Raw genomic sequence first — 16789 nt, 5'->3', positions numbered from 1 at the left:
CGCGCAATCGCCGCGCGTGTGTCGCCGCCGCCCCGCCGCCCCGTGTGCGAATGGAGACCCTGCCAGGTGCGTGACCACGCTGACCTCTACCAGCTCCGCCAGGCCGCCGAGGAGGCCGCCGGGACCGTGATGCTGGTCGTGCTCGACGGGTTCGTGGACGCCGGTACGGTCGGCCGCCAAGCCGCCGACGCCCTCTTCGCCGCGTTCGAGGCCGAGGAGATCGCGGCCTTCGACGTCGACCGGCTGCTGGACTACCGGGCCCGCCGCCCCGTGCTGACCTTCGTCGAAAGCGCCTATACCGAGTACAGTCCGCCCAAGCTGTCGCTCTACCAGATGCGCGACACCGAGGGCACCCCGTTCCTCCTGCTGCACGGGCTCGAACCCGACCACGAGTGGGAGGCCTTCGCGGCGGCGGTGCGCGACCTCGTCGAGCGGTTCTCCGTGGGCCTGGCCGTCGGCCTGCACGGGATCCCCATGGCGGTACCGCACACGCGGCCGACCACCGCCACCGCCCACGCCACGCGCGCCGAGCTGGTGTCGGGGCACACGCCCTGGATCGGCCGCGTCAACGTGCCCGCCAGCGCCGCCGCGCTGCTGGAGTTCCGACTGGGCGAGTGGGGCCACGACGCCCTCGGCTACGCCGTGCACGTGCCCAGCTATCTGGCCCAGTCGGAGTACCCGCGCGCAGCCATCGCCGCGCTGGAGTTCGTCTCGGGCGCCACCGGCCTCGCGCTGCCCAGCGCCCGGCTGAAGGAGGCCGCCGAGCAGACCGACGAGGAGATCGAGCAGCAGGTCGAGGCCTCCGAGGAGGTCCGGCGCGTGGTCGCCAACCTGGAGCAGCAGTACGACGAGTTCATGGCGGCCCGCGAGAGCGCCGGCGAGGCGGGCTCCGAGCGTCCGATGTTCGGCGAGGACGGCACCGACCTGCCCACCGCCGACGAGCTCGGCGCAGAGCTGGAGCGATTCCTCGCCGACCGCGAGGGCGGCGACGGCTGAGTCCCGCCGCCGGCGGGCCGCGCCCGCCGGCGCCACCCGCACACCCGCGCGCGGCCCCGGCGGGACCCCGCGCGCTCGACACGACACCGGGAAGCCCGTGCTCTACCAGCTCCTCTTCTCCGCAGTCCTGCGGCGCACCGACGCCGAGTCCATCCACCGGATGAGCTTCGCGGCCCTGCGCGGGCTCGCCGCGGTGCCCGGCGCCCCCGCGGCCATGCGCGCCGTCCTCGGCCCGCGCGAGCCCGGACTCGCCGTGCAGGCCTTCGGGCGGGAACTGCCGGGGCCGCTGGGCCTGGCCGCCGGCTTCGACAAGAACGCCGAGGGTGTCACCGGCCTCACGGCGCTGGGTTTCGGACATGTCGAGGTCGGCACCGTGACCGCCCACCCGCAGCCGGGCAATCCTGCGCCGCGCCTGTTCCGGCTCCCGGCGGACTCGGCGATCGTCAACCGGATGGGCTTCAACAACCACGGCTCGGTCGTGGCCGCCGACCACCTGCGCGCACTGCGCGCCCGGCGCGGAGGGGGACGTCCGGTCGTCGGCGCCAACATCGGCAGGACCAAGGCGGCGCACGAGTCCGAAGCGGTGGCCGACTACGTCGAGAGCGCCCGCCGGCTGGCGCCCTTCGCCGATTACCTGGTGGTCAACGTCAGCTCGCCGAACACCCCCGGACTGCGCGACCTCCAGGCCGTCGAACGGCTGCGGCCGCTGCTGCGCGAGGTCAAAGCGGCGCTGGACGGCGACGGGCACGGCACGCTGCCGCTGCTGGTCAAGATCGCCCCGGACCTCGCCGACGACGACGTCGACGCCGTCGCCGATCTCGCCGTCGACCTGGGGCTGGACGGCGTGATCGCCACAAACACCACCATCTCGCGCGCGGACCTGCGCAGTTCCGACGAGGAGGTCGCGGCAGCCGGGGCCGGCGGGCTCTCCGGCGCCCCGCTGCGGCGGCGGTCCCTGGAGGTGCTGCGCCGACTGCGGGCCCGTGCGGGGGAGGGCCTGTTGCTCATCGCGGTCGGCGGGATCTCCACCCCTGAGGACGCCTGGGAGCGCATCCGGGCCGGCGCGACGCTCGTGCAGGGCTACACCGGGCTCGTCTACGGCGGGCCGCTGTGGCCGCGCCGCATGCACCGCGGCCTGGCACGGCTGGTGCGCTCGGCCGGATACACGTCGGTGGCCGAGGCCGTGGGGGCCGACGCCGGCACCGACGCGGCCCCGCTGCCCGGCTGAACGCCCGCCCGCCCGTGCCGTGCGCGGTGCTCCCTCCGTGTCTCCGCCGGCGGCGCCCGCGCACGGGCGCCGCGCGTCAGATCGGGCAGCCGTCCAGGAGGATGCACTCCTCGTTGGCCACCGGGTCCCTCGTGTAGTACGGCCGGCCGGCCTCGGTGTCGCCGAGCAGGTCGGGGACCGTCACCGCGGCCCAGCCCTGCGACTCGAAGTGGTCCAGGATCTTCGGCAGGGCCTCGACGGTGGTCCGCTCGGTGTCGTGCAGCAGCACCAGGCCGCCGGGCGGGGTCGCGGCGACGTTGGCGGCGATCTCCTCGGCGCTGATCCCGGTCCAGTCCTCGGAGTCGGTGTCCCAGACGATCTGCGCCTGGCCGTGCTCCTTCGCCACCTCGCCGACGGCCTTGCCGGTGTCGCCGTACGGCGGGCGCAGCAGGTCCACCCGCACCCCGGCCTCGCGGCGGATCAGCGCGTCCACGGTGTCCAGCTCGGTGTCCAGCTCTCCGCGGGACAGGTCGGTGAACCGCTCGTGGGTCTCGCCGTGGCTGCCGATCGCGTGGCCCGCCGCCCAGGTGCGGCCCGCGAGCGCGGGCCGGTTGCGGATCGCGTTGCCCGACAGGAAGAAGGTGGCCGCGGCGCCGCGGCGGTCGAGCAGGTCCAGGACCTCGCCGGTGTGCGGGCTGGGGCCGTCGTCGAAGGTCAGGGCGACACACACGGTCTCGACGCCGCAGTCGTGGTCCTCGCGGGGCGGGACCGCCCCAGGTACGCCGGGGCCCGGGGGAGGCGGCTCGTCCGGCGGCGGGTCCTGGGGCGGGGAGTCCACGGAGAACGCGCGGGGATCGGTCCGCGTGGCGGCCAGCACCCGATCGCCCAGCTCCGACAGCAGCGGGCGGGCGTCGGCGGCGGCGACCACGGCGGCGACGCGGCCCTCGGCGACCGGCGCGACCCGCCCCGCGTCGAACTCCACGAGGAGGGCGCCGTCCGGGTTGAACCCGATGGAGTCGTAGAGCCGGAAGCCGGGGTGCAGGCGCCGCGGGTCGCCGGCGCCGTGCTCCAGCTCCTCGGCGACGAGCCCGTTCAGCTCGCGCAGCTCGGCGTCGCCGGCGAGCAGCTCCGTGGAGTAGGCGGTGCGTCCGGTGCGCACGTCGTAGTAGTAGGTGGAGTAGGCGTCGTGGCGGCCGCGGTGGTCGACCTCGGTGCGGACCATGCGGACACCGACCAGCCCCTTGGCGGCCGCGGTCAGCTTCCAGCCGACCTCCATCCGCTCGGCCTCGTCATAGGCGTTGCGGAAGTCCGCGGCCTCGCGGTCGGCGATCGCCGCCAGGCGGCCGGTGAGCGGCTCGGCACCGGGGATCTCGGGGACCGACCCGCGGAGGTCGAAGCCGCCGGATTCGTCCTCGACGCTGCGCTCGCTGAGGCCGGGCACGTTCTCGGCCGCGAACGACGTGAACGCGGTCGGCGGCGGAACGGGCGGTGCGAGCGCGTTGCATCCGGTCGCCGCGGCGAGCGCGGCCGCCAGGACGAGCACCCGGCCGCGCGCCGGGGCGCTCGGAGCGGAGGCCGCGGGAGATGGGGACATGCGCCGGAGGGTTCCTTCCACGTGGCCGACAGCGCCGCTCCGGGCCGGGGCGGCGGGTCGCCTCATCCGGACCCCGTCGGCGTCCATGCAAGAAACGTAGGACACCCGGTGCCGCCGAAGAAGCAGCGTCGCTGTATGTGACCACAACAGGTCAGCGGCCTGCGCAGGACAACGCACTTCCGTCCTCGGGCGTCGCCCCGCCGGCGGTCCGGCGCGGCGGCGGGCACCCCTGCGCGCGGGGACGGACCGCCCGCCGGCCTCGGAGGGTCCGCCGCGTCCTCGCGCCGGGCCCCCGTCGGTGTCGGGGCGGGGAGGTTCAGCGGGGCGTCAGGGGCAGAGCGGAGTCCAGTTCGGCGCCCAGCAGGGGGCCGGCGAGGTGGGAGGAGCGGATGCGCACGCCGGTCACCCGGTCGGCCAGCGCCAGCACCGCGGCTGCGGGCTCGGTCTCGGCGACCGTGCCCCCCAGGCCCACGGCGCCCATGTGGGCCTCCAGGGAGTCGGGGCGGGTGCCGCGGCGCACCCGCGGCGTGCGGGCGTCGAAGAAGGTCTGCAGCACGCCGTCGATGACCCAGCGGAACTCGTAGCGGTGGTCCATCAGCACGCGCACGGAGACCAGCTCGGTCTCGGCCGAGAGCGCGCGGTAGCACTCGGGCCGGGTGGCCCGGCAGCCGGTGGGCTCGATGATCACCGTCCAGCCGCCCAAAGACAGCGCGTGCACGGTCATCGGCGGGCGGTCGTCGGCGCAGCAGAGCGCGGCCTCGACGGCCTCGGCGATGGGCAGGCAGCGCATGTCGCGCTCGGCCACTCCGAGCCGCCCCAGAGCGGCGGCCTTACCGAGTCCTCGGACGTAGGAGAGGCAGTACGCTTCGGCGAGGTCCGGCTGAGTCTCCCGCAACCAGGCATAGTCGCGGGCCAACGCAACGGCCATCGGAATTCCCTTCACGTCCACGGGGCACGCTGTGGTGGCTGCTCACATCGTCGGGAACGACCGCCCTCATCCTTCGCGTTCCCCAGGGAGCCCCGCTCAAGCGGGCCGGTAGAGGACACGTCGGCGCGGTTCGGCGGTCCCTGCGCGGGTACCCGGGTATCCGGCGGGGGGTCCGTCCCAGTGCCACGGCGCCCCAGCCTACGCGCGCACGCGGGGTGCCCCGCACTGGGGACACCCCGCGTGGTGTCGCCGCTCATCCGCGGTCGGTCAACCCTCCGCTTCGACGAAAGCCCGGGTCACGGCCTCGCGTCAGTTCGACGGGCTCGCCGAGGCCGACGGTTCGGGCTTGGGCGGGTGGCCGTCGATGTACTTCTTTCCGGGGTCGGTCTCGCCGAGCAGTTGCGACACCGTGACCATGGTGTAACCCTTCTTGTCCAACCGCTTGAGGATCTCGGGTACGGCGTCGATCGTCGAGCCGTGGATGTCGTGCATCAGCACGATCGACCCGGGCCGGGCGCGCTCGACGGCGCGGTCGCTGACCAGATCCGCATCGTGGTCGCGCCAGTCGTTGGTGTCGATGCTCCACAGGATCTGCGCCTGGCCGAGCTCCGCGGTGACGTCGGCGACCCCTTCGTCGGTGGCGCCGTAGGGCGGGCGCATCAGGTCCATGCTGTAGCCGGTCTGGCGCCGGACGAGCCCGTTGACCGTCGCCAGCTCGTCGTCGATCTCGCCCTTGCCCAGCGACGTGAGGTCCGGGTGGTGGACCGTGTGGTTGGCCAGCTCGTGTCCCTCGGCGTACTCGCGGCGGACCGTGTCGGGGAACTCGCGCACGGGCACGCCGGTGACGAAGAACGTCGCCTTTGCGTCGTACTTCGCCAGTGCGTCCAGCAGCTCCGGCGTGCGCCCTCCCGGACCGTCGTCGAAGGTCAGAGCGATGCACTTGGAGTCGGGATCGTCGCAGTCGACCTCGTCGGGGTCCGTGGCGAACGTCCCCGGGACGCTGCCCTCGGGCGGGCTGTCCTTGGGGGCGCTCGCGGCGTTCTCGATCTCGAACTCGGGCGTGACCACCACGGCCGCCTCGCGGGCCCGCTCGCCGAACGAGGACAGCAGCGGCGCCGCCTTCTTGCGGGGCACGACGGCGCGGACCCGGCCCTTCTTCGCCGGGGCGATCTGGCCCTCGTCGAACTCCACCACGAGGCCGCCGTCGGGGTTGAACCCCACGGAGTCGTACATCTCTGCGATGGGGTGCAGCTTCGAAACGTCGACCCCGTCGCGGTCCTTCAGCCGCTTCTTGACCAGCCCGTCGAGCTCCTCCAGGCTGCCCTGGCCGTCCAGCAGCTCGGTGGAGTAGGCGGTGCGGCCGGACTCGGTGTTGTACCAGTAGGTGGAGTAGCCGGTGCGCTCGCCGTCGCCGTCCTTCTCGTGCTGGGTGAGGCGGACCGCCAGGACGTTGCCGCCCGCGGCGCTCACCTGCCAGTCGACGGTGTAGGACTTCGCGCCCCGCTCGGCGCTCGCGAAGTCCCGCGCCTCCTGCGCGGTGATCTCGCCGAGCCGCTCGGTGAACGGGCCGGCCTTGGGCACGCGCGGGTAGGACACGTGCGTCTCCACACCGCCGTCGAGGGTCTTGGTGGAGGTCTGCTCCTCCAGGCCGGGGATGTGCTCCGTGTCGACGGCGGTCAGCTCGTCCGGTGCGCCCGTGGCGGGCGTGGCCCGAGGCGAGGCCGACGCCGAGGCGTCCGACGCCGCCGGGTCCGCATCGCCGCCCGTGCAGGCGGTCAGCGCCAGAAGCAGCGCCAGAGCCGCCGCGCCGGGTGCCGTACGCACGGTTGCTGATCGGGAACGGGGCGTGACGGCGCCTGGCCGTGACCCCGGATGCGAGCCGACTGGCTGGTGCTTCAACTGGTGCGCGTCCTTCACGGTTCTGGAGTCGGGTGCCGGTGAATGTGTCGCCCTGGGAATCCGCGCGGGTTCCGCGAATGACATATCGATTCGGACACGGTCCATCGGTCGAGGGTAATCTCCGCAGGGGCGAATTAGGCGACAGAAGACGTCATGTTGCAGCCAACAACCGCACAAGGTTGGCAAAGCCCGCCGCAGCGGATCGGTCTCGCGTTCCGTCGGAGCGGTTCGGGGCGGCGGCCACCAGGCCTCGTCCGGTCGCTGTGCGGGCCCGGGAACGCTGTGTGGGGAGGCGTCCACGGGCGGCCGTGACTGCCTGGACTATAGTTGCAGCCGCGGTCGGTACACGCATGTTGCGCCGTGCGTGTCGCAAGAGGGAACCCGGTGCGAATCCGGGACTGCCCCGCAGCGGTAAGTGGGAACGAAAGCCGTCATCGGCACTGGGCGTACGCGCCTGGGAAGCGGCGGCCGGTAGGAGGAGCGGCCCGAACGGGCCGTGCCGTGCCCACGAGTCCGAATACCTGCCACCGCCCGCGGGCGAACGCGCCCGCGGTGGTCCGTGCGCCTCGAGGGAGGGCCAGGGCGGTGACGCGCGTGCGCTCGCACACCCTCTCCCGCGGCCGCGGATCGTCCGGCTGATCGACGAGGGAGAGAACAAGCCATGCGAGAAGGCCACACGTCCGCGGGCGGTGCCGCATGATGCCCACGACCGTCCACGGATACCCGCGCATCGGCGGCGACCGGGAGCTCAAGCGCGCCTGCGAGTCCTACTGGGACGGCCGCTCCAGCGCAGCCGACCTGGACGCCGTCGCCGCACGCCTGCGCCGAGGAGTCTGGGAGTCGCTGCGCGACGCCGGGATCGGCGCGATCCCCTCCAACACGTTCTCCTACTACGACCACGTCCTCGACGCCGCGGTCCTGTTCGGGCTGGTGCCCGAGCGCTTCCGGGCGGCGTTCGAGGCCGCCGAGGACCGCGAGTCCGAGCTCGCCGCCTACTTCGCCATGGCGCGCGGGACCGGCGACCTCCCGCCCATGGAGATGACCAAGTGGTTCGACACGAACTACCACTACCTGGTCCCCGAGCTGTCGCCCGCGACGCGGCCGCGCCTGGCGGGCGGCAAGCCGCTGTCGGAGTACACCCAGGCCAAGGGGCTGGGCGTGCCGACCCGGCCGGTGCTCGTGGGGCCGCTGACGCTGCTCATGCTGGCCAAGCCCGCCGCGGACGCCCCTGAGGGCTGGCGGCCCCTGGACCTGCTCGACGACCTGCTGGGGTGCTACTCCGAGCTGCTCGCCCGGTTGTCGGCCGTGGGCGCCGAGTCGGTGCAGATCGACGAGCCGATCCTGGCGAGCGACGAGGGCCGCGCCGAGCTTGCGTGCCTGGAGTACGCCTACGGCCGCCTGGGCGACCAGGCCCGGCGGCCCGACCTGCTGGTCTCCACCTACTTCGGCGCGATCGGCGCGCAGGCGCTGGAGGTGCTCAAGGGCACCGGTGTCGAGCGGATCGGCCTGGACTTCGTCAGCGGCCCCGAAGGGGTCGGCGAGCTGGCGCGGGTCTCCGGCCTGGGTGACAAGACACTGGTCGCGGGTGTCGTCGACGGGCGCAACGTCTGGCGCGCCGACCTGCCCGCCAAGCTGTCCACACTGGGCTCGGTCCTGGGGCTCGCCGGCCGGGTGGAGGTGAGCACCTCGTGCTCCCTGCTGCACGTGCCGATCGACCTGGACGCCGAGCCCGGCATGGACCCGGCGGTGCGCGAGCGGCTCGCGTTCGCCAAGCAGAAGGTCGACGAGGTGGTGCTGCTCGGCCGCGCGCTCTCCGAGGGGGACGAGGCCGTCACGGCGGAGCTGAAGGCCGCCCGCGGCGCCCCGCCCGCGTCCTTCACCAACTCCCGCGTGCGCGCCCGGTTGCAGGCGCTGGGCGGCGAGACCAGCCGGGTGGGTGACGAGCAGCGCACGGTCGCCGGCAAGGAGCCCGTGCTGGCGACGACCACCATCGGCTCCTTCCCGCAGACGCCCGAGGTCCGCAGGGCCCGCGCCGACCACCGGGCCGGGCGCATCGGCGGAGCGGAGTACGAGCGCCTGATGCGTGCGGAGATCGACCGCGTCATCAAGCTCCAGGAGGACATCGGCCTGGACGTGCTCGTGCACGGCGAGCCCGAGCGCAACGACATGGTGCAGTACTTCGCCGAGCAGCTCGACGGCTATGCCACCACCGCCAACGGCTGGGTCCAGTCCTACGGGTCGCGGTGTGTGCGCCCGCCGGTCCTCTACGGCGACGTGTCGCGCCCCGAGCCGATGACCGTCGACTGGATCACCTACGCCCAGTCCCGCACCGCCCGGCCGGTCAAGGGCATGCTCACCGGCCCGGTGACCATGCTGGCGTGGTCGTTCGTGCGCGACGACCAGCCGCTGGGCGACACCGCCCGGCAGGTGGCGCTGGCCCTGCGCGACGAGATCGCCGACCTGGAGAAGGAGGGCATCCGCCACATCCAGGTCGACGAGGCCGCGCTGCGCGAGCTGCTGCCGCTGCGTGAGGAGGCGCGTGCCGGCTACCTGGCCTGGGCCGTCGACTCCTTCCGGCTGGCGACCTCGGGCGTGGCCGCGAGCACCCGGATCCACACGCACATGTGCTACTCGGAGTTCGGCAGGATCGTCGGGGCGATCGAGGCGCTGGACGCCGACGTCACCAGTGTGGAGGCCGCCCGCTCGCACATGGAGCTCGTCGGCGACCTCGCCGCGAAGGGGTACCGCCGGGCGATCGGCCCGGGTGTCTACGACATCCACTCCCCGCGGGTGCCCTCGGTTCCGGAGATCGAGGAGTCGCTGCGCAGCGCGCTGAGCGCGCTCTCGCCGGAGCAGCTGTGGGTCAACCCCGACTGCGGACTGAAGACCCGCGGGTACGCGGAGGTCGAGCCGGCGCTGCGCAACATGGTCGAGGCGGCGCGGCGGGTCCGCGCCGAGCTGGGGCGTGCTTGACGGGCCGCTGAGGTAGGGCGGCCGTAGGCGGGCCGGGGCGCCGCCCCCGGCCCGCGACCGCGCACTCGGCGGCCGCAGGAACCGGGCACGCGGGCACACGAACCCGCGGGCACACGAACCCGCGGGCACACGAACCCGCGGGCACACGAACACGGACACACGAAGGGGGTGCGGCCCGCGGGCCGCACCCCCTTGCTCGGCTCGCGCGCAGTGCGCGGCGGCCGTCAGCCTCCGATGGGGCTGAGCGACTCCTCGCCGAGGTCGTGCATCAGGCTCTCGACGTCGGAGAACTCCAGCGGCGCCGGAGTGTCCTCGTCGGCGGAGAGGCCGGGGGAGAGGGAGTAGCGCACCTCGACGTTCATGTTGCCCTGGCGGATCAGCATGGTGGAGACCGAGTCCTGAGTGCTCAGCACGACCTCGGTGGAGAACACCAGCACGGCCTCGTCACCCAGGTCCGCCTCCTCCTCGTTGTGGACCTCCAGCTCGCTGTAGCTGTTGCTCTCGTCGGTGGCGTAGTCCAGGTTGGACTGGAACTCCTCCTTGGCGCCCTCGATCGAGTCGGAGCCGCCGTAGGGGGTCTGGTAGGTGAGCGAGAGCCCGCCGTAGGTCTCGCCCTCGCCGTCGACGTACCAGTTGCACGACGAGGAGGAGTCGGTGAGGTTCTTGCTGCCGTCCTGGATGCCGTGCTCGGCGAGCATGTCCGCCGGGATCGCGGAGCAGGGGTCCTCGGGCAGCGCGTAGGGCGGACCGCCGGCCTGCTGGGTGTCGTCCCCGGTGTCGCCGCTCGGGTCCTCGTCCGGGGGCTGGGTGGTCTCGTCCGGCGTGTGGGTGGGGTCGGTGACGGGGGGCTGCTCGCCGGGGGTGCGCAGCAGCACCACCAGCACGGCGATCACCAGTACGACGATCACCGCGCCGCCGCCGATGACGATGAACAGGCCGGCCTTGCTCTTCTTGGGCGGCGGGTAGCCGCCGCCGGGGTCCATCGGCCCGCCCGGCCCACCCGGCCCGCCGGGGCCGTAGGGCGGCTGGCCGCCGGCGAACATCTGCTGCTCGGCCGGCTGCTGGAACTGCGGCCCGCCGGGAGGGCCCTGGGGGGCGTAGCCGCCGGGAGGGCCGTAACCGGGCTGGCCGCCCGAGGGATCGTTGTAGGGGTCGCCGTAGGGACCGCCCTGGGGCTGCTGGGGGTACGGCTGCTGCGGCGCCTGGTAAGGCCCGCTGCCGTAGGGCTGCCCGGGAGGGGGAGGAGGCGCACCCTGGTCGGGTCCGGGCTGGCCGTAGCCGCCGTAGGGCGGCTGCTGCCCGCCCGAGCCGCCCTCGCCTTCCGGATACTGCGGAGGCTGTGTGTAGGGCCCGTTGTCGCTCATGACTCCCCTCGCGCCAGCTGAATTCGAAACGCTGTCTGAGACGCGCGTCGGCGTGCTTCTGGTTCCACCACCCCTGCGGCCGCCCTCGGTCGCCGTGGGCGGGCCGCGGGGGGACGCGCGTGCTCCCGGACCGGTTCCGGGCGCAGGTGTGACCGCGCCGAAGGCACGGGTCGTTCACGGCCCCCGGCCGCGTCGCGGCCGACCGTGCCCGCGGGTGGAGGTTCGCGGACCGGGGCCGGGGTTCGCATCCTAGCGTCCGAGTGTGCACGCGAGAGTGACGGGGGAGGGCCGAACCTGCGGATATCGTCACCGTTTCGTGCCAGGACCGTACTCTTTCGTGTCCTGGGCAGCGAGGTTTGCGGTACCCGGTAGGCGGTGCAGCAACCGGGGCCGGAACCGGACGCGCCCGCGGGGACCGTGCCGCGGCGGCGGATCGTTGCCCGATCGCAACGGCGGAGGGAGTACGGGACCTGGCGGCGGACTACGGTGGAAACCGCTTCCTCTCATCCGTCCGGGACAGCCCCCGGTCCGCGCGGCCGCAGGGGCGGGAAGGCCCCCATTGCCATCGTCGGACTCCGGCGGCCCCGCGCCGCCCTCCAAGCAGCGGCGCCGAAGCGGCTACGGGCCCTTCGCCTGGACCGTCTTCGTCCTGGCGATCGTCTCGGTCCTGGCCCTGCTCGGCGGCTGCGTGTCGGTCCTCTACGGCCCGCTGGTCACAGGCGGCACCTGAGCGCCGGGACCCGTCGACGGGGACCGGGCCGCCGCTCGGGAAGCGGCGGCCCGAGCGTCGGAACGGCCTTAGAACATCGAGATGTGCACGTGGTCGTAGTGGTTCTCGGTGATGCTGCCGCGGTCCTCCATGGGGCGCCAGCCCTCGCCGCCGCGGCGGATGTCCCAGATCTCCTGGCGGTAGATGACGTACATGATCCCCAGCCGATCGGCGTTCTTCTGCGCCCAGTCGGCGATCCGCTGGCCGCGCTCCACCTGCTCGGGTGAGGGCATCTGCCCGTTGGCGTCGACCATGAAGTCGCAGGCGCGGCCCTTGGGGTGCTCGCCCACGACCCAGCCGCCGTCGGGCCGGTAGCAGCCCACTCCGCCGGTGCCGGGGCTCTCGCCGAACTTCTCGATGACCAGCCTGCGCATCTGCTCGGTGCGCGGGGTGATGTTGTAGGGCCCCTGCATCTCCTGGACGGGGTAGTCGGCGATCATCTTCTGCACGTCGGCGCGCCGGTCCTCCAGTTCGTCGAGGTCCTTCTCGACCTCGTCGACCTTCTCCTCGGCGTTCTGCTGCGCCTTCTCGTCGCGTTCGATGGCCTGTTCGAGCTGGTCCACCTTGTCCTGGTTGGTCGCCGAGAGGTGGCCCACGAGCTGGGCCTGGTCGATGATGGCCTGCGGGTCGTCCTCGACGAACATGGCCAGGGCGGGGTCGAGGCCGCCGCCGGTGTAGCTGGCGACCGCCAGCTGGCGCACCTGCTTCTGAGCGTCCCCGACCTCTTCGCGGGTGCTGTCGGCGCGCTCCTCGGCGGCCTGGGCCTCCTCGATCACCGCGTTCATGTCGTTCAGCTCACCGCGGTACTCGTCGCTCAGGCTGTCGGCGCGGTCGCGGAGCTCGGACAGGCTCGGGTCGGCGGGCAGTGGCGCGGCGCTGGACGGCAGGGAGACCAGCGAGCACGCCGCCAGCACCGCGGCGGCCAGGGCCGCGGCCGTGCCGCGGCGGCCGGCTCCGGGCGGGTCGTCGAGGTCGCGCGGGCACGGGGGATCAGGCGCCCAGAAGTCGGCGAAGTCGTTCGCTCGGTCGGGTCGTTCGGACTCCACGTGGGTCGCTCTCCTCGGCTGGCGCGCCCGCCGGACGGGGAGGCGCGCTCTCGATCGGATGCGCGGTGCGACTCGGCGCGGCCGCGTAGGCGGATCAAGGGCGCGCCGAGCGCCTGCGAACAGGCCGGTGTTTAACTTGTCGCAGGCTAGGGCAACTATCTAGGTTTGCCAATCGATGGCCCGCCTGAGGGGCGCCTTTGATTCTACGGAGGCTCCGGGGGCGGGCGGGGCGGGCGCGCCGGAACGGATCCGGGCCGGTGGGAGCCGTGGAGGGAGTCCGCGTCCCGGCGCCGGGCGCCGGGACGCCGTGCGTCGCGGCCGGGTGCGGCCGAGCGGGACCTTCTTCGCCCGTCCAGCCGATTCCCAGGTCAACCGTGGGTCACCAGTGTGTTCGGACGGTGTGTCCGAACGCGCCCCGCGGTGCTGAAGGGGGTCGTGGGACGTCATCACGGTAACGGTTGGGTTTCGTCGAGGGGTCCGGGCATTGACTGCGCGAGTGTGACCCGATTCTCTTATGGGAGCGCTCCCAAGAGGGGGTACGGGGACGCGGTCAGATTGGAATCCTCGTGTGACGTAAGGGGTCGCAGATGTTTAAGCGTAGGCGCGGTGCCAATGTGGCCACCGCGATGCTGGGCGGCGGAGCACTGCTCCTCGCCACCGCATGCGGTGGCGGAGGAAGCGCCGGCGACGGCGGTGAGATCGAACTCGTCCTGGACACCTTCGGCGTCATGGGCTACGACGCGCGGATCAAGGCGTTCGAGGAGGAGCACCCCAACGTCACGGTCAAGGAGCGCAACGTCACCGACCTGGCGAACTACACCCCGCAGCTGCAGCAGAACATCGCAGCCGGCAGCGGCGCGGGCGACGTGGTGGCCATCGAAGAGGCCAACGTCGCGCAGTTCTTCGCCCAGCCCGACCAGTTCGTCGACCTGAACGACCACGGCGGCGCCGAGCTGGAGGACGACTTCCTGGCGTGGAAGTGGGACCAGGGCCACGGTGCCGATGGGCAGCTGCTGGGGCTGGGCACCGACATCGGCTCCATGGGCATGTGCTACAACGTGCCCCTCTTCGACGAGGCGGGCCTGCCGACCGAGCCGGACAAGGTCAGCGAGCTGTGGCCGACCTGGGACGACTTCACCTCCACCGGTGAGGAGTTCATGGACGGCGACACCGGGGCCTCCTTCGTCTCCTCCATCCAGCCCTACTACCGGGCGGTGCTCGCCCAGTACGGCGGAGAGCCCTTCCAGAACCGCCAGGGCGATCTGGTCATCGAGCAGACCGACAGCACCCGCGAGGCCTACGACACGGTGACCGCTATGGCCGACGCCGGCCTTTCGGGCAGCCTGCCGATCTGGTCCGAGGAGTGGAACGCCGGCATCCAGAACAACTCCTTCGCCACGCTGCCCTGCCCCTCGTGGATGCTCGGCCACATCGAGTCGACCGCGGGCGACGAGGGCAACGGCCAGTGGAACGTCGCCGAGGTCCCCGGCGAGGGCGGCAACTGGGGCGGCTCGTTCCTCTCGGTCCCCTCGCAGGGTGAGAACCAGGAGATGGCCGTCGAGCTGGCCAAGTTCCTGACCAGCCCCGAGGGCCAGCTGAGTGCCTGGGAGGAGGCCAACGTGCTGCCCTCCAGCCCGCAGGCGCTGGAGGACCCGAAGATCACCGAGTTCACGCGCCCCTACTTCAACGACGCGCCCGTGGGCGAGATCTACAGCTCCACCGCGATGGAGCTGAAGCCCGTCTACTACGGCCCCGACACCCAGGCCATCGACGACGCGTTCCGCGCCGCACTGGAGTCCGTCGAGCAGGGGCAGGCCTCGCCTGACGAGGGCTGGAACGCGGCTCTGGAGGAAGCCAAGCGCGCCACCGGCGAAGGCTGACCCTTCCCGCCCGGCGGCCCGGCCTCTCCCCTCCGGCGGTGACGTTGCGTCCACGCCCGTCACCGCCAGGCCGGGCCGCCTTTCACGCTGGCATGACCCGCCCGGGCACGATCTGCCCGCCTCAGCAGCCCTGGACGCCTCCAGGGCGATTCGAAAGGAGTGCGACGTGACCTCCCTGCAGCACGGCGCCCCGCCGTCACCCTCCCCGGGGTCGCCGGACGGTGCCGGTCCCCGCCCTCCCGGTCCACGGGAGCGGGCGCGTGCTCGCCGCAGCGAGATGCTGAGCAAGCTCGACACCCGAACCTCGCCGTACCTGTTCATCACCCCGTTCTTCCTGCTGTTCGGGGTGTTCGGCCTCTTCCCGCTGCTTTACACCGTGTGGGTCTCCCTGCACGACTGGAGCCTCATCGGGGGCAACGAGGGCTTCACCGGCCTGGACAACTACGTCCGCCTGGTCGGCGACGAGAAGTTCTGGAACGCGCTCTACAACACACTGGGCATCTTCGTCATCGCGGTCGTGCCCCAGCTGCTCCTCGCCCTGCTGCTGGCCGACACGCTCAACCGCCGGATCCGCTTCGCCAACCTCTTCCGGATGACGCTGATCCTGCCCTACATCACGTCGATCGCCGCCCTGGCGATCGTCTTCAGCGTGGTCTTCGGCGGCGAGCAGTTCGGACTGATCAACCAGCTCCTGACCGCGCTGGGACTGGACCCGATCGCCTGGCAGGGCGACCGCTACTGGTCCTGGGCCGCGATCGCGACGATGATCGACTGGCGCTGGACCGGCTACAACGCGCTCATCTACCTGGCCGCCATGCAGTCCATCCCCAAGGACGTCTACGAGGCCGCAGACCTCGACGGCGCCTCGCGCATGCGGCAGTTCGCGCAGATCACGGTCCCGCTGCTGCGGCCGACGATCATCTTCACGGTCATCATCTCCACGATCGGCCAGATGCAGCTGTTCACCGAGCCGACGATCTTCGGGACCAACGGCTACGGCGGCGGCAACCAGGGCCAGTTCCAGACGGTGATGATGCTCGTCTTCCAGGAGACGTTCGACTACCAGAACTTCGGCTACGCCGCCGCGGTCTCCTGGGTGCTGTTCCTGATCGTGGTGGTCATGGGACTGATCAACGTGTGGCTCACCAGCCGGATCAAGGGGGCGGAATGACGGCCACGACCACCGGGCGGCCCGCGCCGGCGCACGCGCCGCAGCGCCGCCGCCCGCAGAGCCGGCGCCGGGGCGGCGGTCTGCGCCGCATGCGCCAGGCCACGCCGCTGACCTACTTCGCGCTGCTGCTGACCTTCGTCCTGTCGGTCTTTCCGCTGTGGTGGATGTTCGTCGTCGCCACGCGCACCACGACGGCCGCCTCGCAGTTCCCTCCGGCGCTGGTGCCCGGCGGGAACTTCTTCGCCAACGTCGAGCGCCTGTTCGCCAACACCTCGGCCAACTTCACCACCGGCATGCTGAACTCGGTCATCGCCTCCACCTCGGTGGCGGTCTCGGTCGTGTTCTTCTGCTCGCTGGCCGGGTTCGCCCTGGCCAAGCTCAAGTTCAAGGGCCGCGGGTTCTTCACGGTCGCCGTCGTCGTGACCATGGCCGTGCCCGTGCAGATCGGCCTGGTGCCGCTGCTGATCCTGATGGACTGGCTGGGCTGGCGGGGCGAGCTCCAGTCGGTGATCGTCCCGTTCATGGTCAGCGGCTTCGGCGTCTTCATGATGCGCCAGTACGTGCTGCAGACCATCCCCGACGACCTGATGGAGGCCGCGCGCATCGACGGCTGCTCCACCTTCCGGATCTACTGGAGCGTCGTGCTCCCGGCGCTGCGGCCGGCGATGGTCGTGCTGGCGCTGCTGACCTTCATGCAGACCTGGAACGAGTTCATCTGGGCGCTCGCGGTGCTGACCCCGGAGAACCCCACGGTGCAGTTCTCCATCCAGCAGCTGAACCAGTCCGCGTTCGCGCGCGACTTCGCCCTGATGTTCACCGGCGCGACCTTCGCGACTCTGCCCCTGCTGATCATTTTCTTCGTGTTCGGCCGCCAGCTGGTCGGGCGCATCATGGAAGGTGCGATCAAAGCGTGACCCAATCACACGTGTCCACCGTCGCCGATCCGACCGCCGACACCGAGA

Annotated in this window: 12 protein-coding genes and 1 riboswitch; of the genes, 7 read left to right on the top strand and 5 right to left on the bottom strand. The window is 72.2% G+C overall.

The features are described 5' to 3' along the window. The first annotated feature begins 66 nt into the window (after nucleotides 1-66). Nucleotides 67-996: a PAC2 family protein gene (locus ABD284_RS19095; RefSeq protein WP_344145351.1), complete on the top strand. Its 930-nt coding sequence runs from the start codon at nucleotides 67-69 to the stop codon at nucleotides 994-996. 97 nt (nucleotides 997-1093) lie between these two features. After that, nucleotides 1094-2224 carry a quinone-dependent dihydroorotate dehydrogenase gene (locus ABD284_RS19090; RefSeq protein ID WP_344145349.1) on the top strand — a complete coding sequence of 377 codons (1131 nt, stop codon included), beginning with the start codon at nucleotides 1094-1096 and terminating at the stop codon, nucleotides 2222-2224. 76 nt (nucleotides 2225-2300) lie between these two features. Here ABD284_RS19090 and ABD284_RS19085 read toward each other — a convergent pair whose 3' ends face one another. The 3 genes from ABD284_RS19085 to ABD284_RS19075 form a co-directional block, all read right to left on the bottom strand. Beyond that, nucleotides 2301-3797: a polysaccharide deacetylase family protein gene (locus ABD284_RS19085; RefSeq protein WP_344145347.1), complete on the bottom strand. Its 1497-nt coding sequence runs from the start codon at nucleotides 3795-3797 to the stop codon at nucleotides 2301-2303. A 316-nt stretch (nucleotides 3798-4113) separates the two neighbouring features. Next, complete coding sequence (locus ABD284_RS19080; RefSeq protein ID WP_344145345.1) at nucleotides 4114-4725, bottom strand: DUF6461 domain-containing protein; 612 nt, start codon at nucleotides 4723-4725, stop codon at nucleotides 4114-4116. Nucleotides 4726-5034: 309 nt separating this feature from the next. After that, nucleotides 5035-6549, bottom strand: coding sequence for a polysaccharide deacetylase family protein (locus ABD284_RS19075; RefSeq protein ID WP_344145343.1), 1515 nt, complete (start codon nucleotides 6547-6549; stop codon nucleotides 5035-5037). A 397-nt stretch (nucleotides 6550-6946) separates the two neighbouring features. Beyond that, a riboswitch (cobalamin riboswitch) is annotated at nucleotides 6947-7167 on the top strand. Between the two features lie 156 nt (nucleotides 7168-7323). Here ABD284_RS19075 and metE point away from each other — a divergent pair. Next, complete coding sequence (gene metE / locus ABD284_RS19070) at nucleotides 7324-9597, top strand: 5-methyltetrahydropteroyltriglutamate--homocysteine S-methyltransferase (RefSeq protein ID WP_344145450.1); 2274 nt, start codon at nucleotides 7324-7326, stop codon at nucleotides 9595-9597. Between the two features lie 224 nt (nucleotides 9598-9821). On the opposite strand, the gene ABD284_RS19065 is transcribed toward metE, so the two are convergent. Continuing rightward, nucleotides 9822-10961, bottom strand: coding sequence for a DUF3558 domain-containing protein (locus tag ABD284_RS19065; RefSeq protein ID WP_344145341.1), 1140 nt, complete (start codon nucleotides 10959-10961; stop codon nucleotides 9822-9824). A gap of 559 nt (nucleotides 10962-11520) precedes the next feature. On the opposite strand from ABD284_RS19065, the gene ABD284_RS19060 reads away from it, so the two are divergent. Further along, nucleotides 11521-11691 (top strand): hypothetical protein, encoded by a 171-nt coding sequence (locus tag ABD284_RS19060; protein ID WP_344145339.1) that lies wholly within the window; start codon nucleotides 11521-11523, stop codon nucleotides 11689-11691. A gap of 68 nt (nucleotides 11692-11759) precedes the next feature. Here the strand turns inward: ABD284_RS19060 and ABD284_RS19055 are convergent, their stop codons facing one another. Then, nucleotides 11760-12776: a coiled-coil domain-containing protein gene (locus ABD284_RS19055; RefSeq protein ID WP_344145337.1), complete on the bottom strand. Its 1017-nt coding sequence runs from the start codon at nucleotides 12774-12776 to the stop codon at nucleotides 11760-11762. 587 nt (nucleotides 12777-13363) lie between these two features. Between ABD284_RS19055 and ABD284_RS19050 the strand changes: the two genes are divergently transcribed. The 3 genes from ABD284_RS19050 to ABD284_RS19040 all read left to right on the top strand — a co-directional run bounded on the left by ABD284_RS19050 (nucleotide 13364) and on the right by ABD284_RS19040 (nucleotide 16741). Further along, nucleotides 13364-14656 carry an extracellular solute-binding protein gene (locus ABD284_RS19050; protein ID WP_344145335.1) on the top strand — a complete coding sequence of 431 codons (1293 nt, stop codon included), beginning with the start codon at nucleotides 13364-13366 and terminating at the stop codon, nucleotides 14654-14656. 277 nt (nucleotides 14657-14933) lie between these two features. Beyond that, nucleotides 14934-15827 carry a carbohydrate ABC transporter permease gene (locus ABD284_RS19045; RefSeq protein WP_386699421.1) on the top strand — a complete coding sequence of 298 codons (894 nt, stop codon included), beginning with the start codon at nucleotides 14934-14936 and terminating at the stop codon, nucleotides 15825-15827. Then, the gene (locus tag ABD284_RS19040; RefSeq protein ID WP_344145331.1) at nucleotides 15824-16741 is read left to right on the top strand and encodes a carbohydrate ABC transporter permease; all 918 of its coding nucleotides are present in this window, start codon (nucleotides 15824-15826) and stop codon (nucleotides 16739-16741) included. Before ABD284_RS19045 ends, ABD284_RS19040 begins: the two co-directional genes overlap by 4 nt. The last annotated feature ends 48 nt before the right edge of the window (nucleotides 16742-16789 follow it).

Source organism: Streptomonospora arabica, assembly GCF_039531585.1.
In the GTDB taxonomy this organism is placed as follows: Bacteria; Actinomycetota; Actinomycetes; order Streptosporangiales; family Streptosporangiaceae; genus Streptomonospora; species Streptomonospora halophila.
The sequence above is the reverse complement of the archived record's forward strand: the minus strand, read 5'-3'. Positions and strand labels throughout refer to the sequence as shown.